24 protein-coding genes and 1 pseudogene are annotated in these 23,434 nt (G+C 40.0%); 22 read left to right on the top strand and 3 right to left on the bottom strand.

The genetic code is table 11. The annotated features are described in order from the left end of the window. Nucleotides 1-70: 70 nt before the first annotated feature. Nucleotides 71-259, bottom strand: a pseudogene (locus DSZ37_RS17830) (DUF6076 domain-containing protein); the annotation flags it as partial. 77 nt (nucleotides 260-336) lie between these two features. Here DSZ37_RS17830 and DSZ37_RS16390 point away from each other — a divergent pair. From DSZ37_RS16390 to DSZ37_RS17825, 14 genes are all read left to right on the top strand, one after another. Further along, nucleotides 337-1,440 (top strand): hypothetical protein, encoded by a 1,104-nt coding sequence (locus DSZ37_RS16390; RefSeq protein WP_109727932.1) that lies wholly within the window; start codon nucleotides 337-339, stop codon nucleotides 1,438-1,440. Between the two features lie 166 nt (nucleotides 1,441-1,606). Continuing rightward, nucleotides 1,607-2,524 (top strand): AbiH family protein, encoded by a 918-nt coding sequence (locus DSZ37_RS16385; RefSeq protein ID WP_109727931.1) that lies wholly within the window; start codon nucleotides 1,607-1,609, stop codon nucleotides 2,522-2,524. A gap of 17 nt (nucleotides 2,525-2,541) precedes the next feature. Then, nucleotides 2,542-3,615, top strand: coding sequence for a hypothetical protein (locus DSZ37_RS16380; RefSeq protein ID WP_109727930.1), 1,074 nt, complete (start codon nucleotides 2,542-2,544; stop codon nucleotides 3,613-3,615). Nucleotides 3,616-3,649: 34 nt separating this feature from the next. Further along, entirely contained in the window at nucleotides 3,650-4,024 is a 375-nt protein-coding gene (locus DSZ37_RS16375; protein ID WP_109727929.1) for a hypothetical protein, read from the top strand. 148 nt (nucleotides 4,025-4,172) lie between these two features. Next, complete coding sequence (locus DSZ37_RS16370) at nucleotides 4,173-5,105, top strand: recombinase family protein (RefSeq protein ID WP_109727928.1); 933 nt, start codon at nucleotides 4,173-4,175, stop codon at nucleotides 5,103-5,105. Further along, nucleotides 5,026-6,636 carry a recombinase family protein gene (locus tag DSZ37_RS16365; RefSeq protein WP_109727927.1) on the top strand — a complete coding sequence of 537 codons (1,611 nt, stop codon included), beginning with the start codon at nucleotides 5,026-5,028 and terminating at the stop codon, nucleotides 6,634-6,636. The genes DSZ37_RS16370 and DSZ37_RS16365 overlap by 80 nt, the downstream gene beginning before the upstream one ends. 286 nt (nucleotides 6,637-6,922) lie before the next feature. Then, nucleotides 6,923-8,485, top strand: coding sequence for an AAA family ATPase (locus DSZ37_RS16360; protein WP_109727926.1), 1,563 nt, complete (start codon nucleotides 6,923-6,925; stop codon nucleotides 8,483-8,485). A gap of 293 nt (nucleotides 8,486-8,778) precedes the next feature. Next, a complete protein-coding gene (locus tag DSZ37_RS16355; protein WP_109727925.1) occupies nucleotides 8,779-9,825 on the top strand; it encodes a hypothetical protein in 1,047 nt (348 codons plus the stop codon). A gap of 401 nt (nucleotides 9,826-10,226) precedes the next feature. Then, the gene (locus DSZ37_RS16350) at nucleotides 10,227-10,643 is read left to right on the top strand and encodes a hypothetical protein (RefSeq protein WP_109727924.1); all 417 of its coding nucleotides are present in this window, start codon (nucleotides 10,227-10,229) and stop codon (nucleotides 10,641-10,643) included. Between the two features lie 20 nt (nucleotides 10,644-10,663). After that, on the top strand, nucleotides 10,664-11,059 hold the full coding sequence (locus tag DSZ37_RS16345) for a hypothetical protein (protein WP_109727923.1): 396 nt from the start codon (nucleotides 10,664-10,666) through the stop codon (nucleotides 11,057-11,059). Between the two features lie 439 nt (nucleotides 11,060-11,498). Beyond that, nucleotides 11,499-12,722, top strand: a complete 1,224-nt coding sequence (locus DSZ37_RS16340) for a hypothetical protein (protein ID WP_109727922.1) — start codon at nucleotides 11,499-11,501, stop codon at nucleotides 12,720-12,722. Then, a complete protein-coding gene (locus DSZ37_RS16335) occupies nucleotides 12,679-13,725 on the top strand; it encodes a hypothetical protein (RefSeq protein WP_109727921.1) in 1,047 nt (348 codons plus the stop codon). The genes DSZ37_RS16340 and DSZ37_RS16335 overlap by 44 nt, the downstream gene beginning before the upstream one ends. Before the next feature lie 553 nt (nucleotides 13,726-14,278). Further along, nucleotides 14,279-14,968: a M24 family metallopeptidase gene (locus DSZ37_RS16330; RefSeq protein ID WP_109727920.1), complete on the top strand. Its 690-nt coding sequence runs from the start codon at nucleotides 14,279-14,281 to the stop codon at nucleotides 14,966-14,968. A 17-nt stretch (nucleotides 14,969-14,985) separates the two neighbouring features. Further along, nucleotides 14,986-15,150, top strand: a complete 165-nt coding sequence (locus DSZ37_RS17825; RefSeq protein ID WP_181380349.1) for a hypothetical protein — start codon at nucleotides 14,986-14,988, stop codon at nucleotides 15,148-15,150. Here the strand turns inward: DSZ37_RS17825 and DSZ37_RS16325 are convergent. Then, on the bottom strand, nucleotides 15,132-15,527 hold the full coding sequence (locus DSZ37_RS16325; RefSeq protein WP_146198211.1) for a hypothetical protein: 396 nt from the start codon (nucleotides 15,525-15,527) through the stop codon (nucleotides 15,132-15,134). The genes DSZ37_RS17825 and DSZ37_RS16325 overlap by 19 nt on opposite strands. 350 nt (nucleotides 15,528-15,877) lie before the next feature. Here DSZ37_RS16325 and DSZ37_RS16320 point away from each other — a divergent pair, with 350 nt between their 5' ends. The 8 genes from DSZ37_RS16320 (at nucleotide 15,878) to DSZ37_RS16285 (ending at nucleotide 22,274) form a co-directional block, all read left to right on the top strand. Beyond that, the gene (locus tag DSZ37_RS16320; RefSeq protein WP_109727918.1) at nucleotides 15,878-17,806 is read left to right on the top strand and encodes a family 16 glycosylhydrolase; all 1,929 of its coding nucleotides are present in this window, start codon (nucleotides 15,878-15,880) and stop codon (nucleotides 17,804-17,806) included. A gap of 357 nt (nucleotides 17,807-18,163) precedes the next feature. Continuing rightward, nucleotides 18,164-18,847, top strand: coding sequence for an alpha/beta hydrolase (locus DSZ37_RS16315; RefSeq protein WP_109727917.1), 684 nt, complete (start codon nucleotides 18,164-18,166; stop codon nucleotides 18,845-18,847). Continuing rightward, nucleotides 18,834-19,313 carry a hypothetical protein gene (locus DSZ37_RS16310; RefSeq protein ID WP_109727916.1) on the top strand — a complete coding sequence of 160 codons (480 nt, stop codon included), beginning with the start codon at nucleotides 18,834-18,836 and terminating at the stop codon, nucleotides 19,311-19,313. Before DSZ37_RS16315 ends, DSZ37_RS16310 begins: the two co-directional genes overlap by 14 nt. A gap of 423 nt (nucleotides 19,314-19,736) precedes the next feature. Next, the gene (locus DSZ37_RS16305; protein WP_109727915.1) at nucleotides 19,737-20,369 is read left to right on the top strand and encodes a flavodoxin family protein; all 633 of its coding nucleotides are present in this window, start codon (nucleotides 19,737-19,739) and stop codon (nucleotides 20,367-20,369) included. A gap of 11 nt (nucleotides 20,370-20,380) precedes the next feature. Then, complete coding sequence (locus DSZ37_RS16300) at nucleotides 20,381-20,764, top strand: VOC family protein (RefSeq protein WP_109727914.1); 384 nt, start codon at nucleotides 20,381-20,383, stop codon at nucleotides 20,762-20,764. Nucleotides 20,765-20,778: 14 nt separating this feature from the next. Continuing rightward, the gene (locus DSZ37_RS16295) at nucleotides 20,779-21,189 is read left to right on the top strand and encodes a DUF3795 domain-containing protein (RefSeq protein WP_109727913.1); all 411 of its coding nucleotides are present in this window, start codon (nucleotides 20,779-20,781) and stop codon (nucleotides 21,187-21,189) included. 127 nt (nucleotides 21,190-21,316) lie between these two features. After that, nucleotides 21,317-21,769, top strand: a complete 453-nt coding sequence (locus DSZ37_RS16290; protein WP_109727912.1) for a hypothetical protein — start codon at nucleotides 21,317-21,319, stop codon at nucleotides 21,767-21,769. Nucleotides 21,770-21,773: 4 nt separating this feature from the next. Continuing rightward, nucleotides 21,774-22,274, top strand: a complete 501-nt coding sequence (locus DSZ37_RS16285) for a GNAT family N-acetyltransferase (RefSeq protein ID WP_109727911.1) — start codon at nucleotides 21,774-21,776, stop codon at nucleotides 22,272-22,274. A 68-nt stretch (nucleotides 22,275-22,342) separates the two neighbouring features. On the opposite strand, the gene DSZ37_RS18045 is transcribed toward DSZ37_RS16285, so the two are convergent. Then, nucleotides 22,343-23,401 carry an NADAR domain-containing protein gene (locus tag DSZ37_RS18045; RefSeq protein WP_242978652.1) on the bottom strand — a complete coding sequence of 353 codons (1,059 nt, stop codon included), beginning with the start codon at nucleotides 23,399-23,401 and terminating at the stop codon, nucleotides 22,343-22,345. Between the last annotated feature and the right edge of the window lie 33 nt (nucleotides 23,402-23,434).

Genomic DNA, 23,434 nt, shown 5'->3' with positions numbered 1-23,434 from the left:
TAATTTCAGTCTAAATTATAGCATAGTAGTATGATAAAGTCAAGCGATTCCTAAAAGGAATTTATCCATTTTATACCCGGATAAGCCTCTGATACTCCTCCATCTCCAGCTCGCCATCAGCAGCCTTCTGTCGCAGTTCAATAGCATACTCTCCCCACTCGGCGAACTCGGACTTACTCATTTTCTTTTTCATGAAGCGAGCGTAGTGCTGCTTGTAGGCGCGGTTGTATATTTCCCACACAGGATCGCTTTTTATCTTCTCCTTGAAATTATACCATTTTAAAGCTTAATTATGAACCCCTACTTACTTATATACATGAAAATTTAAATATATATATGAGCGCTGTTTTCTTTGATGAGAAGAACATAAATGAGGATATCGACAGCATAATTATACTTACAAAAAAATATCTGGAAGATAATGAAATGATAACCCGCATTATTAAGCACGAAGATTTCTGTGTTGCTAAAATTAGCAAGTTTTGTGGAGACATAGTAGGGGACAAACCTGAAACTGTTAAGTCGATATGGGATCAGCTATTTATAGATAGTAAAGTTACTGCCAACTGGGAAAACATTAATATATATCATGATAACTTTGGTTTTTCTAATGAATTAAAAGAGTTCATTTCTTCGCATTGTGATTCGATTGTGCAATCTGAGTGCAGTGAGGTAACAGATAAGCTAAAGGAAGATATAATAACAAGCGACATTGAGGATAATGTATTTAGTAAGATGATTAGTTCTTTAAATATCAATGGCTTTTCTTCCGCATATGATACAATTTCTGACAGTAAAATGAAGATTTTGATTGAAAAGAAAGCAGTTCCATTTTCAACTGAGAATTATGAGGCAATTTCAGAAGCTCATCCTGATTTGAGGCTGGAATTCTTGATTATTAATCAGAATGATTACATTAGTAATATGGATGATATTACTATAAATGAGGATTTATTATATGATCTGGTTATTAGTCCCCAAATTCCACATAATACGAAACAGACATTGATCAGTAAATATGCCTGTGATTTTATGAGTAAAAGCCTTGCACAAATAATAGTTGGCAATGCTTACGTGATCAATAAGGAGATATTTTTTAAAGCCTGGGAAGAACTTGATGAAAATAATCAAAACAAGTTATTGCTTAATAATTATAAGCTCTTAGGGTGTGATGACTTGGAACGGTGCTTCAAAAAGCTTAATAAAATCTATAAAGAACTTGATGATAGAACAAGACGTCACGATGTTAAGCTAAGGTATTCTATTGAGAATGAAAAACTGGCAGAATATTTGGAGAAAAAAGAATATATTACCAGTTTTTCTATTCAAGACAGTCATAATAAGAGCGGCGTGCGAAAACTATTGAAAGATAAGATTGAAACTAGAATAATAGTATGCAAAGTTAAAAACATGGGTCAATCTACAAAAACGTCATTGTAAGCAAAAAATAACAAATCATGCTCCTTGCTCAAAAACAGGGAGCATTTTTATTGTCAAACTATTGAAATTCTGCTCGTAATAATGTATAATTATAGTAAGATCCAGCTGTAATACAGCTTTCTGAATTAGTATGTTATATATAAACTGACAGGAAGGATGGCTGAAAATGAAATCTGTAGACATGAATGATGCTCTTATAAATCACAATACCCTATACATAATAGGAAATGGTTTTGATATGCATCATAATCTGCATACAGGCACATCCGATTATTATAAACTCCTTTCAGAAAAGAAAATATATGGCAGTTTTGATAATGCTTATGATTTGTTTGAGAGTTATGGCGTCAACTGGGGAGAATATGAGAAATCTTTCAGTGAGCTTAATTTGGATGAAATAGAAGAGCAAATTGTCACCTTCCCCGATTATCTGTCCGATCATGAATCCGATAGAGATGATACAATTTGGAATGTTAATGAACATTTAAGGAGTTTAAGGCAGGCTATATTCGGAAGCTTACGTGAGATGGTTGAAACAGCGAATAAGGATATTGATAAATCTAATACACGAATATATAATGTATTTCAAAATGCAGCAGCCATTATTAACTTCAATTATACTTCTACGATTGAAAAACTGTATGATCCGAAGAATATTTCAATATTTCATATTCATGGATATTACGCATCGGGCGAGGAGCTGTTGTTCGGGTATAAAGATGGCAATAATTCTAATAAGTATCGAGATCACAATTTTGATCCATCGGATGATGGTCGAGATTACTATATTGACACTCAAAGAGAAAGTATCGCCGATTTTTACGATGGCTTAAAGAAAGAGTTGCAACTTAAGCGATTAGAAGACTTCTTGAAGAGTATTCCTGATAAAGTTGATCAAATTTGTGTCATGGGACATTCCATGTCTGATGTAGATGGCGACTATATGGAAATGATAGATAGCATAACCAATCCTAGAACATGGTTCATTTCACAGTTTGATGGTAAACCAAGTCTAGACGATTTGAAGATATATTCTTTTTCAAATAAAATCGTTTTTTATTCGCTCAATGATCTATTAATCTAAACTAAGGGGGCGTGTTTATGGCTGGAGCATATAAATGGAAGAGATTATCTGAACTCAATATTTATGATAGCTTTTTTGATTCTTTAAAAGAGGATTATCCCGAATTTGAAGAATGGTATAACAAAAAGGCAAATGAGGGTAAACAAGCTTTCGCGTACATAGATGATTATGGTATCGGAGCATTTGTTATGTTAAAAAAGGAAGAGTGTGAGGAAATACCTCTGGATAATCAGATACTCCCAAAGTGCAGCAGACTTAAAATCAGCACGTTAAAGCTCTCTGATCGAGTTGAAGGTAATAGATTGGGAGAAGGAGCTATCGGAATTGCTTTGTGGAACTGGCTCGAATCTGATGATGAAGAAATATATGTTACAGTTTTTGATAAGCACAGAAAATTGATTGAAATGCTTCAAAAGTTTGGCTTCGAACTCGCAGGGTATAATTCGAGGAATGAAGGTGTTTATCTTAGAAGCAAGAATGCAATCAATTTTATGACTCCATATACTTCTTTCCCTTTTATCAATAAGGAAACAAGTGCTTTTGCTATGCTTCCCATTGAAGCAGAATGGCATGATAAAATATTTCCATATTCAGAATTGAAGAACACTAAACAGGATACTGAAGAATTTGCAGCGGCTAATGGTATGACAAAAACATATATTTGTTTTCCAGTTAATACTCCTTGCTATTCTCCTGGAATGCCCATAATGATATACAGAAAGAGCAGCGATGAGTATAACCGGGGCTTCAAATCTGTTGTGACTTCTTATGGAACAATAGTGCGTTCTGAACCAATAAAGCAAAACTGGAGTTATCTTAAATCGTTTGAAGAATATGTCAAAATAGTCGGAAATAAATCTGTTTTTACTCATAGTGAAATCAAGAATTTTTATGAAAAAATGAAAAATCTATATGTTTTGGAATTAGTATATAATCATGCATTTGGTAAAGGCTGTAATGTGAATTATAACACGCTAAATGACAATGGTATTTGGAAGAACGGTCATCCTTATCAAGCGGTATACTCGATGAATGATTTCAAGGCAATTCTGTCATTAGCAAAACAAGATGAAAACAAACTGATTAAATAAAATAGAAACTAAAATAAAAATTGGAGGCGGTATTGTGTGTAAGGTTTTGATGTCCATCAATCCTGAACATGTCAGCAATATTCTTGCTGGTACCAAAAAATATGAATTCAGAAAAATAAAATGTAAGCGAAAGATTGAAAGTATAATTATTTATTCTACTGCTCCTGAAATGAAAGTAGTTGCCGAAGTCGAGGTTACAGATCTTATTCAGGGAACTCCTAATGATGTTTGGAAAAAAACTTCAAAAAATGCAGGTATAAAAAAGAGATTTTTTGACTCATATTTCCATAACCGTGAAACAGCATTTGCTTACTGTCTTGGTAAAGTAAAAAAGTATTCACAGTCCAAAAAATTACAGGATTTTGGAGTAAAAACAGCTCCACAGTCTTTTGTTTACATAGACAATTAAAATAAAGCTGTACTTCAATTATGGCTGATAAATAACCGGATTACATAGTGCTTCCTGCCTAAAATGCAGGAAGCTTTTTTGTCGGTTGTGGTGAATAGAAAAAACAGCTCCTTTGTGGTATAGTTGTATCGTAAAGGAGGTGCAGAAGATGAGTAAAAACAGAAGAATACCTTTCGGATATATGATGCAGAACGGTATGATAACCACTAACCCTGCGGAGGTGCTTGCTGTACTCACGATATTCAGCGAATATATGGTGGGAAAGAGCCTTGAGAATATTGCTATTAATATGAAAATTCCATATAACGAGGATAAGATATGGAACAAGAATATGGTAAAGCGAGTACTTGAGAACGAAAAGTATCTCGGTACGAATGTTTATCCACAGCTTATATGTGAGGAAGTATTCAAGAAAGTGAATGAGCGCAAGAGCGCAAAAGCTACTTCCCTTTGTATAATTCCTGATGAACTACGGGAAATCCGAAATCTTACCGTTTGTAAGGAATGCGGCAAACGGTTGTTCCGAACAAAAGCTGAATTATGGGACTGTCGTAATCATGAATGTCGTCCATTCTTATTCAAAATGGCAGATGAAATGCTGACAGGTGCAATACTGAATATTCTGAATACTGTAATTGCAAATCCTGTGCTTATTGAAGCAGTAGCGACAGTAAGCGAGTATATTCCGACTTCGGAAATTCGCTGCAAACAATCTGAAATTGATCGTGCCATTGATAATGGCACTAAAACTGCTGAGGAAATAAGGAACGATATTCTCAGACTTACTGAACCGAAATACAAGCACTGCACGTACAGCGATGTTAATCAGAAAACAGAACTTTTGAAGTCTCTGATTGATAGCAGAAATCAACTTAATACTCTTGACATTGGCTTGCTGAGATCCTGCGTAAAGCGGATAACGGTGAGCCATTCGTGCGTTATAGAAGCCGAGTTTATTAACGGCGTTATTATCAAAAATGAAACGGAAAGGAGCAATGACAATGGAAGCGGCAGCAAATGTAAGGATAATCCCTGCAAAGCAGAAAATAATGGGAGTACCAGTTCAGCAGAAAAAGGTTAATGTAGCCGCTTATTGCCGTGTCAGCACTGAAGCGGAAGAACAGCAGAACAGCTATCAGGTACAAATAGAATACTATACCAATTACATCAACTCTAATCCTGAGTGGACACTCGCGGGAATATTTGCGGACGAGGGCATCAGCGGAACGCAGACGAAGAACAGGACAGAGTTCAACCGAATGATAAGAATGTGCAAAAAGAAAAAGATAGACCTTGTCCTATGCAAATCAACAAGTCGCTTTTCAAGAAATACTGTTGATTGTCTTGATCATATACGTCTTCTGAAAAGCCTCGGTATCGGTGTTATATTTGAGAAAGAGAATATAAATACGCTAACGGCTCAGAGCGAATTCATATTATCGTTGTACAGCAGCTTCGCGCAAGCAGAAAGCGAGTCTATAAGCAAGAATATCACTCTTGGTAATCAAATGGCTTTCAAAGAGGGAAAGGTTCGATATAACTACAAGTATCTCCTTGGTTACAAAAAAGGAGAGGACGGAAAGCCTGTTATTATTCCTGAAGAAGCTGAGGTTATACAGCTTATTTTTAAACTGTATATTGACGGTGGGTCAACACATACAATTGCACAGGAGCTAAATAATAAAAAATATCCAACACGCTCTAAAAGCGGCAAATGGAGTGCGATGCTTATAAAAAGAATACTCCAGAACGAGAAATATATCGGAGACTGCCTGCTGCAAAAGACCTATACTATTGACTGTATATCACATAAAGCAGTCAAAAATAACGGTGAACGTCCAATGTACTATGTAAGCGACTGTCACCCTGCGATCATTGACAAAAACACTTTTAATATAGTACAGCAGGAGATTGCTCGCCGTAATGCCAAAAGAAGTGTGTGTACGAATACAATGACGGAACAAGGGCGTTATAACAGTAAATACTCCTTGACGGAAGTGCTTGTATGCGGCGAATGTGGTACAGCTTATAGGCGGTGCCGTTGGACTTCCCACAATAGGAACAGGACGGTTTGGCGGTGCATTAATCGTCTGGAACACGGTCCGAAATACTGCAAATCTCCTACTATTGACGAAGAACCGCTTCACAACGCTATTGTGAGAGCTATAAACGAGTTCTATAACTGCAGCGATGATGTTGCAAAGGTACTGAAATCAGCCACAGATACTGTCCTTTCGGGATCAAACGATGATGGAATAAGGCAGATCGAGCAGCGGCTCAAGGATATAGACCAAGCTCGTAATGACTTTGTCAACCTTATTGCAACAGGGACTTGTGCTCCTGATTCACTTGATGATGAATTCGCAAGGCTATATAGCGAAGAAGAAAAGCTGAGTCAGAAGTTGCTTTCACTCAAAGCACAGGAAGATACCGAGCAGAACGAGCTTGCGGATGAGATAAAAGCTGATATTGATAGTAGCAGTTTTGAACTTCACCAGTATGATGACATATTGGTACGGAAGGTTGTTGAATGTGTTAAAATACTCAACAAAGAAGAAATATCTGTCACTTTTAAGGGCGGATATGAGATAAAGTCCGAATTATTGACATGAATTCAGTTTATTTAATTTTATTACCGCTTGCTTGGACGGCAGGCGGTATTTTCATATATAGGAGTGCGCCTAAATTGCAGCGAAAACGGCTGTTTTTAAAGGGATAAAGCCACAAGAGCGGTGATATAGCACCGACAAGACAAGAAGCCGATAAAAGCGATTTGTGCGGCAGTGCGAGGCATATCGGACCGAAAGGGAGTGCAAGCGCCTATTTTCCTAAAACAGTTGATTTTTTAAGCGATATAGAGTATAATAGAGGTAATATAAGCGCAAAGGAGGAACGGCAATGGGAATATACCTTAATCCTGACAATATGGATTTTCAGATGGCACTTAATTCAGAGATATATGTTGATAAAAGTGAACTCATTAAGCAAACTAATGCTCATATATATACCGAACAACGTTTCATATGTGTAAGCAGACCAAGACGTTTTGGCAAATCTATGGCTGCTAATATGCTTTCTGCCTATTATAGCAGAGGCTGCGACTCTAAAGAAATGTTTAGTAAGTATAAAATATCGTCCGATCCGAACTTTGAAAAGCATCTGAATAAATATAATGTGATTCATATCAATATGCTTGATTTTGTTAGTAAAGGTAATTCTATAACAGAATCGTTTGATTATCTGTCAAAGCGATTGATACATGAGATAAAAAAAGAAAACGGCGATGTGGATTGTTTCGATTGGAACGATTTGATGTCAGTATTGGCAGAAGTCTTTAACGAGAAAAGAGTGCCGTTTATTTTTATAATTGATGAGTGGGACTGCGTTTTTCGTGAGTATAAAAATGACACGGAAGGACAGATTCAATACCTCGACTTTTTAAGGCGAATACTCAAAGATCAGAGCTATGTTGCCCTTGCATATATGACAGGAATACTGCCTATAAAAAAATATGGCAAACATTCAGCACTAAATATGTTCACAGAGATTGCAATGACCAATACTCGTGAATACGCTGAGTTTACTGGGTTTACTGAAGCTGAGGTTCAGGAACTTTGCAAAAAATACGATATGCCGTTTGAGGAAACCAAGCGTTGGTATGATGGATATGATTTAAAGGGCGTTTCAATATATAACCCACGTTCCGTAGTAATGTCTATGACAGGACACGATTTTGACAGCTATTGGACTTCAACTGAAACCTACGAAGCACTAAAGGTATATATCCAGATGAATTTCGACGGACTCCGCGAAAAGGTTGTCGATATGATCGCGGGAGAAAAAGTCTGCGTTAATACTGGAAAGTTCCAGAACGATATGAGCACCTTTAATAGTGCAGATGATGTGCTTACACTGCTTATTCATCTCGGATACCTTACCTACAATGACGGAAAAGTATGGATACCGAACAGCGAAGTGCAGCAGGAGTTCATTAATTCTATTGAGGACGGCGGTTGGGAAACTGTCATGAATGCGATACGTTCCTCTGATGAGCTGATAGAAGCGACGATCAACGGCGATGAGGAAAAAGTTGCCCGGATGGTAGAAAAGGCTCACGACGAGAATGCTTCTATCATAGGATATAACAATGAAACATCATTGAGCTGTGTAATATCGCTTGCCTATTACTCCGCAAGAAAAGAATATATAATCCACAGAGAACTTGCAACAGGAAAAGGCTTCGCTGACCTCGTTTTTATTCCGCGAAAGACTTCTGGTAAGCCCGCTATGGTCATAGAGCTAAAATGGGATAAATCCGCTGATACTGCAATTGAACAGATAAAGCGTAAGCAGTATACGGAGAAAATTTCAGAATATTCAGGTGAAATGCTTCTTGTGGGAATAAATTATGATACTGAAACAAAAAAACATGATTGTATAATTGAAAAAACGATAGTGTAATAAACATCATCAAAGCTAATATTACTTTAGCTTTGATGATGTTTTGGCTTGTGATTCATAAAATAATAAAAATAGTTTTTTGTTAGAAAGAATACGAGAGAGGAATAACTTTTGTATGGACTTATATTATAATGTTGGATGTGCTTACAAAAAAAGTGATGCAAAATGGTCGTCTGTTGTCAAAAAGGTAGAAATTTGCTTGCGATTATTCAATAATTGTTTGACAAAAAACATTTTTGTGATATAATATATTTTGTATACACATTATACAGTGAGTGATGGGGCGTATGTATATGGTTGGGATTATAGAAACGAAAGTAATTAAGCGTAAACAAAGTTTGACTGTTTTTCAACAGTTAAGAGAAAACATAGAAAACAAACATATTCCAGATAAAAGAAAATGGATTTCACACACACATATCGATAATAATACATTACGTTTTTTTGATGATTATTTGAGTAAAAAAATTGAGTGTATTGTTGTTGAATACCCTTATTCAGATAAAGAATATTTAAGTTCGGTTTACGCGTATTATATAAAAGCTACAAAGCCTACTATAAAAGAATGTTATAGATTACATTTCTATATGGATGGACAATATATGGGATATATTGTTTTAAGACCAACTCCTTATTCGCATATTGGTAGGATTCAAATGCATCCAAAATGTTTTATTAAAGACCGTGCATATATTTCTACCTATAATGTTTACAGTAATGTTGTTGGTGAGGAAGAATCAGTACCTAGCTTTAGTTTCACAAAACAAGATCCTGAAGTAGCAATGTGTGCTCAGGTTACGTTATGGGCGGTGCTTGAGTATTTTTTTAATATTGGATTAGGCGTGAATAGAATTAAAATTGCAGATGTCACGAATAATACTATGTCATTTTTAGAAAGAAAAATCCCAGCCAAAGGTTTAACCGCCAATAATATAATGGAAGTGTTAAACGTTGCTGGATTATATCCAATTTTAAAAAGCTCAATGGAGATGTCTTCTGTTATAGATGATGAGATATTTGCGTATTTAGATTCTGGGCTTCCAGTCATTGGATTAAATAGTTCAGAGAATCATGCCATTTGCTTAATTGGACATAGTGGATTTCAAGATATTGATATAGAAACCATTCAGGAAGAATTTGACGACGATAATCAGACTCCAAAAATTATTATGGCTTGCAGTACTGTATCGAATTATATTGCAAATGATGATAATTTCGCACCATATCAATTTTTAGCGAGAAAATGTACACTTACTTCAGATGGGTTTTTATCCTATACTGCTACCCAAATTGATACATATATTATCCCTTTAGCGGAAAAGATGTTTATTACATATTAAAATGTCTATCAAGCTACATTTGATTATTTAAATAGTCCTAAGAATGCAAATAATTTCCCTTCAACATCTATAGTGCGGATTTTCTTAACACGCTCTAATAGATTTAAAAGCAATGCAATAGAAAAAATATATGATAATGATCTTTGTTCTTTAATATGTCATTTAAATATGTCAACATATATTTGGTGCGTTGAAATATCAAGTGTTTCAAGTTTTAAAGAAGAGAAAGTTGATTGTTTGTTATTATTTGATTCAACGAGACATTCAAACGATCTTCAACCGTGGTTGCTTATTAAAGACTTGTATTCTGTTTCATACTTTAATGGTGAGTCTTTTAGTAAGATAGATTTATATGATACAATTATTGATCGCTTTAATGGAAATTTAGAGGAGTATATTCCATGAGAAATTCAAATTTTAAGTTTAGGAATATAAGCAAATCATATTTTGCCAAAAAGAGTTATCCGATTACGATAGAAAATAACATGAATAGTTCTGATTCATCAGCTGAAATCAAAAAAGAGTTGCATTTAATACATGTTGCAGATAGAAAGGCTGCACAAAAAGTTGGCAATATTGTATTTGATGGAAATGTTTCGCTAGATGGTTTTTCTTCAAATGATATGATTCTTTGTATTCAAAATGAAGCTAATAGTATATTGAAAGAACTAAAGCAAAGGGATTTAGAGGTTACTATTGATGAGCGAGCTTTAAATTCTATCATTTCATCAATATTTTTTGATAAAGAAGCAGTAAATGATCGATATTATCAATCGATTAAACCTAAGAAAAATGGAGATTTTATAACCAAAAAATAGGTAATCTTCCATATAATCTTATGTTATCGCCTTATCGATTTTTAACTATATTAAAAGACGCATATTTATTAGGTAAGAATACTGTAGATAAGAATTATGTTTCAGCTATTTTTGTGATTATAGAATTATGCAAAAAATTATTTAAGCTATCTGAAATAGAAATAAATAAGGAACAAATTAAAGTTATTATATATATACAAAGATATGGATATAACTCTATATCTATTGATGATTTAGAGGAAGCCATTGCTAATAGTAATCTTTCATTTCCTAGTGAATATAACAATATAAAAATCGATGATTTAGGAAACACGTTAAGGGAATTAGAAAAATTGAATATAATTGAAATAGATAATTCAAATAATATTAAAATTATAGAACGAGTTTTTTTTAATATAAATGAATTAGGAAAATGATACGACTAACCCTATTTGAACCTCTGGCTTCAGATAGGGTTTCCTTCTTTGTAAAGAACAACGTATTTAAACTCTTTGCGCGACTTTGTCTCATTTATAAGCCAGTTTAACGAAAACAAAAATTTCAAGATATGAAAATGAAACTTCAAAAAATATAACCTCTGAACTGTCAAGTATATTTACATCTCATCACAAACTACCAATTTTGCGTAGTATTCGCGCTCAAAGGTATCGGGTGTTTTGTTATTTATGGTGCAGAAATGATACCGGCGACAGTATTTATTATGAGAGTGATTTGCTTTTTTTATAATAAAAAATATTCACCAATTTGTATAAATAAGTCTCTACTCAAAATTGCACTTTTCAACATTTTCTTTACTTTATTGACACATTATTTTTAGTGTGATATAATAAAAAAAATATGTAAAGGAGAAGTATAATGTTTTCGATTCCAAATGCGTTTTCAAATGAAGCCGAAGGCTACATAACTATTCCAGCAATAAAAAAATTTGCAAGTGAAGATAAGAAATTTAAAACAACCGAGAATCGTCAAGATTTAATTAATAATTTAGAGAAATTTGCGAATTCTTCCCCTGAAAATGAAGAATTAGTATTAGATTGGATTGATAAAGTTCTTATTGAAGGCATTAAGGACGTTCAGATAAAGTGCATTAATCGTGAAACAATACCGGAATGGTTAAATAGCGATGAATTAACTAAGAGAAAATTAGAAACTATTATAGTCTCAAATCAACGGCAACATCTATGTAGCTTATACTCAGAAGAAATTAAGCTATTTAAATATCAAATTTGTAACTCTAAAAAAATTGGACGTAGTATCAAGTTTTATCTAGGAAAGCAGCTTTGTACCTTTGATAGAAATAAACAGATATCTTCAAAAACACTGTATCCAATATTTGTTGAAATTTATGTTGATATGGGAATAATTGTTACAAGAGCTAAATCCAAGGCTGGCTTATATGTTTTTATGGAAAACTTTATACTTGAAAAAGCAACCACAACAACTGTTGAAAAACAAATATCAATAGCTACTCAAACAGTATGTAAATGGATTGGAATAAAAACATTACCATCCATTTCTTCAAGTCCTATTTTTAAAAAAGTTCTATACGAAATGCTTGAAAAGTATACAAAAACGCCTTTAGAAATAAAAGAATTAATGGAGCAAAAGTCAGAAGAAATAAATGATATTGTTGATTCTATTACAAATGATATCTGCCACTTAAAACCTCGTTATAGAGATGATGTTCATTCAAGTATTATGAATATGATAGAAAAATATTTTTCTATCACTTATCCAAATAAGAAAATCTTCACTCAAGACCGGGAAGCATTTCCAATGAAGTTAAATGCAACTGATGAAGAGGAATCCAAAGTTGAACAAACATCGGCACAGGAAGATCCACTCCAATCTAAGGCTGTTTTCTTTGATAATAAAAAAATGCTGCAAAAAAACAATGAATGTGATGTTGTGCAATTTAAATTTCAACGTATTAATTCGTCATATTTTGAAAAATGGTTTAAAGTGAAAATATCCGTCAAAAATGATTTCTGTACTTTAAAATTTACCGAATATACCGCAGAGGAGGATATTTTAAATGTATTGTTCTCGCTTATCAAACCTAAGCAGTCTTCTAGATAAAGAAGAAATTGAAAAGCTCGATAGATACTTCCAATCTTTAATTGGTGATGCCAAAAACTGTATAACTGTTTCAAAAATTATAAGGGTTCTTGGCATCTCTTCTCAATCTGCTTGCAAAGTGCTAACTGAATGTAAAAAGAATCATATTTTAAGAGTTAACTTTTCCGTTAGATGCCCTGAATGCGGTTTGTTGATTTATAAATCAGCAAACTTATCTAATATTCCAGAAGAAATACTATGCTATAATTGTGATAATGAATTTGTAACAACTCCAGAAAATATTGAATTTTTGTATTCATTAATTGATGATTCCTTAGATGATAGTGTTTTTATAATTGGGCAACAGAATTATGTAAATACATCAGGAAAATCTGTTGCCCAAGAAAATACAATGGATCGGATTTTTCAAGCTGGTGGAGTTAACGAGTATCTCTTTCACCCCACTGACGAGCAGTATATTGCTCTAAGCAACTTGTATTCACGTGTAATGAACGCCGAAGGCAAAAAAGAAAAGGGCGATACACTTGAAAATTTAACAATAAAGCTATTTAATCTCTGTAATGTTTTTAAAGCAGCAGGGATACGCACTACAACAAATCAAATAGATTGCTTTGTTCGCAATAAAATATGCTTAAATTACGGCATATTCCAAACCATCGGTTCAAGAATTTATATTGAATGTAAAAATGAAAATAAAAAACCTTTAGGATCCTATATTTCAAAGTTACATAGTCTCATTTCTATCACTAATGCCTCAGGTAAAGGAGAATGTATCAAATTTGGAATCATAGTATCTAAAAAAAGCGCCCCAAGTACATTTAAATCTAATGCAGTCAAATATTATTTAGCACAAAAAATTATTATTATTTCAATATGCGCTAACGAAATAAAACAACTAATTGAACAAAAAGGTAATTTGTTAGAATTGATTGAACGAAAAGCAACTGAGATAATGCTGGATTCTACAACTGATCTAGTTAAAAACGGATTATATGATATCTAAAGATTTTTTCACGCCTTGAAATGAGTGATGCACATAGGCATTTCCAGTGGACTGTTCCAGTCGAGGTACAAGCCGAAGGAAAGTTACGACAGCTCGTCCTACAGTTATTTATTTGGACGGACATACGCAGGCAGGTCGCGTCTCAGTAAAACTGGGGTGCGAATTTATTTTACGCGCATGAAGTGGTATCTAAATTGTAACACATTCACAGCGGGGAGCCCCCGCAGCCAAGTTCGCGTCTCAGTAAAACTGGGGCGCGAATTTATTTTACGCGCATGAAGCCGTATTTAAATTGTAACATATACACAATGAAAAACGCTTAGATGTCTATTCTGAGCGCTTTTTGTTTTATTGCATTTTTAAGATTTGTCGGATGCGATAACTACTGTAGAAAAATACAGCTCTTTTAAGTAATTATATGTGAGGGTGTTATAACACCGGATCAACAATTATCATATCGGCGATTATTTCTGCACCTACCATTGCTTTATTGCAGATAAAATGATAGAATGTAATTATCAGGGATTATCCGGAACAGAAAGAGGGCAATCATATGAAATACTCCGAAGTGCAGAAGATAGCGAAATACACGATAGAATACATAAAAAAAGAGATACACACAGGTATGAAGCTGACCGAGGTACGTCGCCTTTGCGAGGATAAAATGCTAGCGTTGGGAGCAGATTCGTTCTGGTACTGGGACATTGGTGCATTTGTATTCTCAGGTGACGAGACCACAGTATCAGTCTCGGGCAGAGAGTATGTGACCTCCCACAGACTTATCGCTGCTGATGACATCATAACTATTGACCTCAGTCCGCAGAACGACAATATATGGGGCGACTACGCAAGAACGATAATTCTCGAGGGCGGCAAAGTAGTTGATGATATAAGCAGTATCCGCAGCGATGAATGGCGGAACGGTCTGCTTATGGAGGAGGAACTTCACGCTGAAATGCTCAGCTTTGCGACTCCGCAGACCACATTTGAGGAACTGTATTTCCATATCAATCAGCTAATAACTAATCGCGGATTTATCAACCTTGACTTTCTCGGCAATCTCGGTCACTCGATCGTAAAGGACAAAAACGACCGTATTTACATTGAAAATGGCAACACTGCACTGCTTTCGTCGGTGGATTATTTCACTTTTGAGCCGCATATCAGCGTCAATGGCTCGAAATATGGGTATAAGAAAGAGAATATTTATTACTTTGTGGACGGGAAGCTTAAAGAACTATAAGAAAGAAGGCACCTGTTATGGGAAACTCAAAAGCACAGAGAGCAACTCTTGCTGTTTTTGTCGTACTATGTATGCTGCTGACAGCCTGCGGCAATGGGACAAGTTCGGCGGAAGGTACTCAGTCGCATTTCCTGAAGCTTGGTGATAGTGCTCTCTGTCAGCATTACTTCACACCTCCATAATAGGAACCGCCTCTTGTGAAGCCATAATGCTCTGTATTATCAGGCTTCTCTGCAACTACTTCATCCTGCCTGTCCTGACCGGAATAGAGTATCACTTGAATTTTCTTGTATGAAGGGCGTGGTGTGAAGCTGAGAGCTCGCTTGCAGGCGTTTTCAAGCCTGTCGGGAGTATACTTGTCAGCAAGCTTCAATAGTCCCATACACGCCTTGTAGCCCTGCTGTTCGACCTTGTATCCTGAAAGTATCGCTGACACAACAGCTTTTGTATTGTTTCCTATCTTTGCAGCCCAATGGATAAAGCGTTCGCCGTTCAATTGAATATATTTCTGATGATCGTCAGGCATATGTTCTTCATTTGTGCTGTACTGATTTGCCATTCCGTATAGTCTACGGTGTGAGCATAGGGCACTACAAGTTTCATTCAGCTTGAATGAGTAACAATCTCTTTATTGTATCACATAGTGACGGTTTTATATATGAAATTGGGCGAGCTTTTAAGTTTGCCCGAGTTTAATGACCTTGAACAGACAATAAAATAGCAAAATCCCTGCGATCAGCGCAATTATATGCCTGATTATAGGGACTTTTCATTTACAACACCGGATCAGAAATTATTTCTGCACTTAACCATTGCTTTATTGAAGATAAAATGATATAATATAATTGACAAGGGGATAAATGCCTGACGCATGATGACTTTGATAACCGGAAGCAAGGAGGTCAGACTATGGTCGGCGGTATAATGAAACGGATCACATCTCTTGCAGCAGCGATCGCTGCTGCACTCTGTATGCCCGTGACATCTGATACGGGAGCCGTTCCCGACGATGTTTTCTATGATGATTTCAGCGGCGCGGACCTTGACATGGACAAATGGCTCGTCGCCGAGAAAAACTGGGGCGGGACCGTCATGGTGAACGGTGCTTCCGAGGACTACAACGGGGGAGTTATCGCGGATAATGTTGCTGTCTGTGACGGTGATCTCATTCTCACGGGACTGGGTAACGGCTACACAGGCGAGCTCCGCGGTATCAACCGCGACAAAAGCCGACGTGCTGACGGAAAACGCTGCGGCGGAGCGATAGCGACGAAGGAATACTTCGGTTCCGGCAGCTATGAGGTGCGCGCAAAAATCGCTCCTGAGCTGGGCTGCTGCTCTGCTATGTGGACGTTTGAATACGAAGAAGATTACTCAGACGGCGAGCTGAAGATAGTAAATCACGAGATAGATATTGAGTTCCCGGGACGTGACAAAAATGACGATTTTTCGCTCAGCCACGTTCTCTGCACCACTTGGCTGACCGAGGAGGACTACAAGACTAAGTCTGTTGAATGCGGTGATCAGGCGGACGGGAAGTTCCACACATACCGCTTTGACTGGCACACAGGCGATGAAAACGAGACTCCGCGCGTGGAGTATTACTTTGACGGCGAGTTGATACATACGGCGACAGAGTTTATCCCTACAAACGAAAGTCGTTTCTGGCTGGGACTGTGGTTCCCGAAAGGCTGGGCAGGCTCGCCTGATTTCGAGCAGACTGATCTCGTTGTGGACTACGTCAGGATAACGCCATTCCACGAGAGCGGAGACACTCCTCAGCACGAATCCTATCCCGATAATGGCTGGGCGGATGCGGAGCTTCCTAAGGGCTGGCTCCTGTGGCACAGCTACAAAAGCTATGCCGACCTTGACAGTGAGCTGTATCTGCGTACTCCTGACGGTACGGTCAGGACTGTCAGCGGCGGTTTTATCCACGCTATGAACGGCAGCTTCGGAAGGTCGCCCGAGCAGTTCACTTTTATGGCGATAGACAAGACGGCTGACGAGTGGGATATTTATCTCTCCGACCACGGAGAAATCATAGATCTCACGCAGAACAGCGGATTCCGCAATGAGGACCCGAAGTTCTCGCCTGACGGAAAAAGCATTGTTTTCAAGCGCGGCCGCTGGGACAGCAGTGCAGACGATTTTGTGTATGACCTTGCGCTCCTTGACGTTAAGACAAGAGCGGTCACGATGCTGACCGATGACTCCGCCGAGGAGGCGATGCCATGCTTTTCCGAGGACGGAAGGAATATTTACTACGCGCGCTACACTGACGGTATTGGCTCTATATGCAGGCTTGACCTGAGCACGAAAACCTCCGGGACTATTTTCGGTGAAAGCGGCGTAAATGCATATTATCCCATCGTTTGCGGAGATATGCTGTACTTCACGAAATGGTTCTCTGCGGACGATCGCTGCGACCAGATAATGTGCTGTGACGGCGAAAAGATAACGTCGCTGCCGTTTGATTCGGATAGGTACGACTGTTCGGACGCCTGCCCTGTCAGCGGCGAAAAAATTGTTTTCAGCAGCACTATGAGCGGCGGATACGACTTGTACTATTATGACGGCACTCGCGTTTCTCTGCTGACAGCAATGAATACCGACAAGAACGAGCTTGGCGCGGACTTCTTTGCTTATGATACGGTCATAGGCGATGTAAATGCGGACGGTGAATTCAATGTTGCTGACCTTGTACTGCTTCGGAAATGGCTGCTTGCCGTACCCGACGCAAAGCTGGAAAACTGGCAGAATGCCGACTTCTGCAAGGATGGTATACTCGATGTATTCGATCTGTGCCTGATGAGAAGAGTGCTGGTCGGGAAATGACAGAATACAGCAAAACAGCTGACAAACATAAAAACAATTAAAGACATTGTATCGGAAGAAGTTGCGCAAGTTGGAGATTATATTTTTATTTATTCAAGCACATATAATAAGAATATCCGGATATTTATTAATGATAAACAAGAATTACGCTCGCCGATTGCAGAATGGGCAATTGGTAAATCAGTTGGCTCGCAAGGAGTAAATAAGAAAAATAATTTTGAAATCGTAAAAATCTCAAAAAGGAAATAAAATTCTCAGTAAGAATTATATGTTTTTGATGCATTATCTAAAGCAATATGGTACTATGAGAATATATTGAGCTCGGGACCTTATTAGAATATGATGAGTGAAGAAAGAATGGAAAAAGTGAACATAAGCGGCAAAATCTGCCATATCATAATAAACGGCACTGACCTGCCCACGATATATTGGGGCGAGATGAAGGACAGCTCCGAAACAATTGAAAAAGTCCTTGCACTGTGTGAAAACGTAAAGTGCAACTATATCATTTACGAGACCGAGGACTGGAATGCTGACTTCTCGCCGTGGGAGTTCACGCTCAACAAGAAAATGTCCTTTTCGGGCGGCGGACGCAAAACGCTGGATCGTCTCATGAATGACTGCGTTCCGTACTGCGAAAAAAAGTATGGTCTTACGGGAAAGCGTATCCTCTGCGGATACTCCCTCGCAGGACTTTTCAGTCTGTGGGCATTCTATGAAAGTCAGGCGTTTGACGGAGTTATAAGCTGCTCGGGCTCCCTGTGGTTCGGAGACTGGATAAGCTATGCGGAGAGCCATATCGCTCCGCAGAACAGCTCCGTTTATCTGAGTCTCGGCGACCGTGAGGAAAAGGCGCGTGACCGCATTATGGCAACTGTCGGGGACTGTACCCGCAGGCAGTATGAGCTTGTTTGCGGCGATAAAAATGTGTCCCGTCATATCCTTGAATGGAACGGCGGCGGACATTTCAACGAGCCTGAGAAGCGCATTGCTAAGGGCATAAAATGGATGATAAAAGGTGATGAAAATGATCAGATATGAAATAGATGATACTATAAAAGAGCAGTTTGACTATTACAAAAATATGTGCGCGTTATTGTCGGAGTTTACGGATTCGGAGTTCGGTCCGCCTGCTGAAATTGAAAAAATCGAGCAATGGGAACAAGACAATAATGTCAGATTGCCGCACCAGTATAAGAGCTGGCTTTTGCTGACAGAGTACGCAAGAATTATAGGAGGATACATAGAGTTCAGATGGCCTCAAATGGGAAGTTCTGACGCTGAAAATGATGTAATAGTGATCGGAGCTGTTGTGGGGGACGGAGAAGAACTTCTTATTTCCCGTGAAAGCGGTAAGATATTCAGCTTTTTTGACGGAGAAACCGAAGAATATGAAGATTTTGACGACCTTTTAACATGCCTTTCGGGTTTTATGGAGCATTCTGCCGAGGAATATCTTGGTGCAGACTGGGGAGATATTTATGACGAACGATTTGAGCTCGGATAATATGTCCAGAATAACGCAGCCGCAGTAACAGGCGGCGCAAATGATCTGGATATAAAAACAAGTCCGGATACAGTTTATTCAAGACTGTATCCGGACTCTTTGCTGTGTGCGATTGTTGACATTGCAAATGCAAATATGCTATAAGCGGGGAGCCCCCGCAGGCTGGTTCGCGGTATAAATGAAAAAACATCAGCTTTATCTCCGCGCTCCTTGCTATCACATAGCTTTTATGTTATAAGCGGGGAGCCCCCGCAGGCTGGTTCGCGGTATAAATGAAAAAACATCAGCTTTATCTCCGCGCTTCTTGTTATCACATAGCTTTTATGTTATAATGAGTGAAAAGAATATAAGTCTGTCGTCTTTAGAGCGGGCAAACAGATGCATTTCCGATGCAATACGCAAAAACAGAAAAGGAGTATGATCATGAGCAAGAAAATAGTTGTAGTAAACGCAGGTCCGCGAAAGGGCTGGAACACCGACACACTGATAACAGAGGCAGCCAAGGGCGCGGAGTCCAAGGGTGCTGAGATAATACGATTTGACCTTTTCAGACTTGAAAGGTACACGGGATGTATTTCATGTTTCGGCTGCAAGCGCGAGAAAAACAAGGGACGCTGCGTCTGTAAGGACGGGCTGACACCTGTGCTTGACGCTATCCGCACCGCTGACGGACTTATCATAGGCTCGCCCAATTATCTCTCTGAGCCCACGGCTTCATTCCGTGCGCTGTATGAGCGCCTTATCTTCCAGAGCCTTACCTATAACGTGGAGAACCCCTGCTGCAATCAGAATGTGATACCTGTGCTTTTCGTCATGACCAGCAATGCTCCCGATACTATGTACAGCGGACTTGTGCAGAATTATCAGCAGACTCTGGAACGCTTTGTGGGACCGACAAAGACACTGATAAGCGGGGATACACTTCAGCTGAAAGATTACAGCAAGACCGACTGGCAGTGGACCATGTTCGACCCTGAGTCCAAGCAGAAGCGCCATGAGACCGTGTTCCCCCAGGAGATGAAAAAAGCCTTTGAAATGGGTGCGGAAATGGTATAAGGGAGAACAGTATGCGTATTGAACATATTGCAATGTATGTCAGTGACTTGGAAGCTGCAAGGGACTTCTTTGTGAAGCATCTCGGCGGACGTTCTAATGACGGTTACCACAACATGAACACAGGTTTCAGGTCATACTTCATAAGCTTTGATGACGGAGCGAGACTGGAGCTCATGAACAAGCCCGGGGTGGCTGATACGGACAAGTCCTCGGAGCATATGGGCTACGCTCACATAGCTTTCAGCATGGGAAGCAGGGAGAAAGTGGACGAGCTGACAGAAAAGCTCCGCGGAGCAGGCTATGAGGTGAAAAGCGGTCCGCGGACCACGGGAGACGGCTATTACGAGAGCTGCATTGCGGTCATAGAGGGAAATATCATTGAGATAACGGACTGAACGGAGGAGCATAAATGAAACGAGAATTGGGAATAGCTCGCTGCGGACTTGCCTGCTGTCTGTGCAGTGAGAATGTGGAGTGCAGAGGCTGCAGGCAGGACGGCTTTCTTGACCTTTCGTGGTGCAAGGACGCAGAGTGGTGCGAGAACAGGAAATGTGTACTGGAGAAGGAGATAGCAGGCTGCTATGAGTGCAGTCCCGCAGACTGCCGCAAGGGTCTTTTCAAGGAGAAGATAAAGGCGAGGGCTTTTGCGGAGTATGCGCGGCGTTACGGCGTGGAAGCTCTTCTGGACTGCCTTGAGCGCAATGAGCAGGCAGGGATAGTCTACCACCGCACCGGTATTATGGGAGACTACGACGATTTTGACGACCTCGAGCAGCTCATGGACTTCATAAGGACGGGAAAAAGAAGGACATCAAAGTAACTCGGAATAGAGAAAACTGCTTAATGAATGTCACAAAGTGAAGTCTTAATAAATGGCAAAAATAACATTTTCATGCGCTGCTGTTATGGAAATGGCTGGTCGCAGTTTTCGCCGACAGGAGGATAATATGGACGTAAGCACAAGGATAGAGGAGCTTTTTGAGAAAGAGGCGTATCTGATAGATATACTGCCAGAGACCGTTTCCCGGGACGCAGGAGGACGGTATTTCAGCGTGGAGGAATATTTCCGCAGCCACAGGTCCGAACTTGACCGCAGGCTGACCCGTATCCTTCTCAGGCTGTACTGCTGCTATGACATGACGGCGGTCACAGAGGAGGGCACCGCGGAGCAGCCGCAGGCAGCGCGGCTGGCGGCTCTGCTGGAGAAGGTATTCCGCGAGGACAGGGGCTTTGTGAATATATACCTGCCCGAGTGCGACGCGCTTATCACATTTTACGGCGGCGACCTGTACATGACGGTGTACAACATCGGCGGCGAAGCGAGGGAGCTTCTTTCGCAGCTGGTCTCCGCAGAGGGGCTTTTCTTCCGCGAAGCTCCCGTAAATAACGCAAAGGAGTGACGGTATGCTTTATCTTAAAGCAGCAAATTACGAGGACGCCGAAAGCGAATGGCTGTTCCAGCGCAGTATCCCCGAGGACGAGAACGGCTTCATCAACGACTATCACGGCATAAGCCGCGAGGACTTCGGCGTCGCTCTTGACACCATTATCGCCCAGTCGCTGGGAGAGCAGCTTCCCGAGGGCTATGTGCCCCAGACCGTGTACTATCTTCGTGATGATGAAACTATCGTGGGCACATTCCACTTCCGGCATTTTCTCACGGAAGCTCTTGCCGGGGGCTCGGGACATATCGGCTACTACATCGCTCCCGGATACCGCGGCAAAGGATACGGCACACAGGGGCTGAAGCTGCTCCTTGAGGAGATAAGGGACGCAGTTGCCGAGGAGGAGATATACCTTCGCGTAAAAAAGAGCAATCCCGCATCGCTGAAGGTGATGGAAAACAACGGCGGATATATCCATCACGAGGACGGGGAGAATTACTATGTGAGGATAAGGAAATAGTCCGTACATAAGAAAAGCCGCAGGGAGCATCTGCTCTCTGCGGCTGTTTTGCTGTTATTTTACGGGCGTCAGCCCTCTGCTCTCAGCATATTGCGGACCTCCATAAGCGCGAAGCCCAGAATATTCTGTCCCTTCCACCTGTCCGCGGAGAGCCTGTCATCGTCGTCCTTGTCAAGACCGCACGCCCATATACGGTCGTTGGAGGTGCATTCCACCAGTACGGCGTCACCTGTGCCGAGGAGGAGCCTTTTCAGCTCGGCGTCCTGCGAGAACTTGGCGTAAAGACCTCTTATAGCGACAGTCTGTCTTATTCCAGCCCATACGCTGTCGATGTAGCCTGCTGCCTCTCTGCCCAGAGCCTTCTGCTCCTTGGGAGAGTCGTAGCTCAGCAGCTTTTCTGCGGTGACGTTATCGCCGAAGGTCAGGCACTTGCGGTACATTATGTACTGCTCGGCGGTGCTGAAGCTCACACCGTCAACGGTAAACGGTGTGGGAGCCCAGTTGCTGAAAGCGCCGTAAGCGTCGCCCACTCTGTAAAAGAATATGGCGTCGGTCTCTGAATTACCTATGCGGAGCCTGTCCATTTCAGCCGCAGTCTGTGTGCCGCTGTTCTTACGGGGGAGAAGCTCGCTGAGCAAGGAATTTCCCATGCTGAACTGCTCATCGGAGAGCACGGCAAATCTGACGTCCATGTCCGTATTTTCCGTAAAGTCGCGGCAGGCGGTGAGAGCTATCCTCCACGCCTCCTCGCTGGGGTAGCCGTATATGCCTGCGGAGACCAGAGGAAAGGCGATAGAGCGGCAGCCCTTTTCGGCAGCAGCGGTAAGTGAGCTGTAATATGCGCTGTACAGCAGTTTGTCCTCGTCCTGATCGCCGCCGCGCCAGATAGGACCCACAGCGTGAACGATATACTTTGCATTCAGTGAGAATGCAGGCGTTACCACAGCGGAGCCCGTATTGCAGAAGCCTATCTCATCACAGGCAGCCTTCAATTCCGAGTAGCCAGCTGCCGAGAATATGGCACCGCAGACTCCTCCCCCTGCTGAGAGGTGATTATTTGCAGCGTTTACTATTGCGTCTGTTTCAAGCAGAGTTATATCCGATCTGACGACAGAGATATTACCCATTGGAATTCCCCCTTTTCGGAAATATGTATATGC

The organism is Ruminococcus flavefaciens, from assembly GCF_900116855.1.
Lineage (GTDB): Bacteria > Bacillota > Clostridia > Oscillospirales > Ruminococcaceae > Ruminococcus > Ruminococcus flavefaciens_R.
Note: the sequence above shows the minus strand (reverse complement) of the source record. Positions and strands in the feature narration are given on the sequence as shown.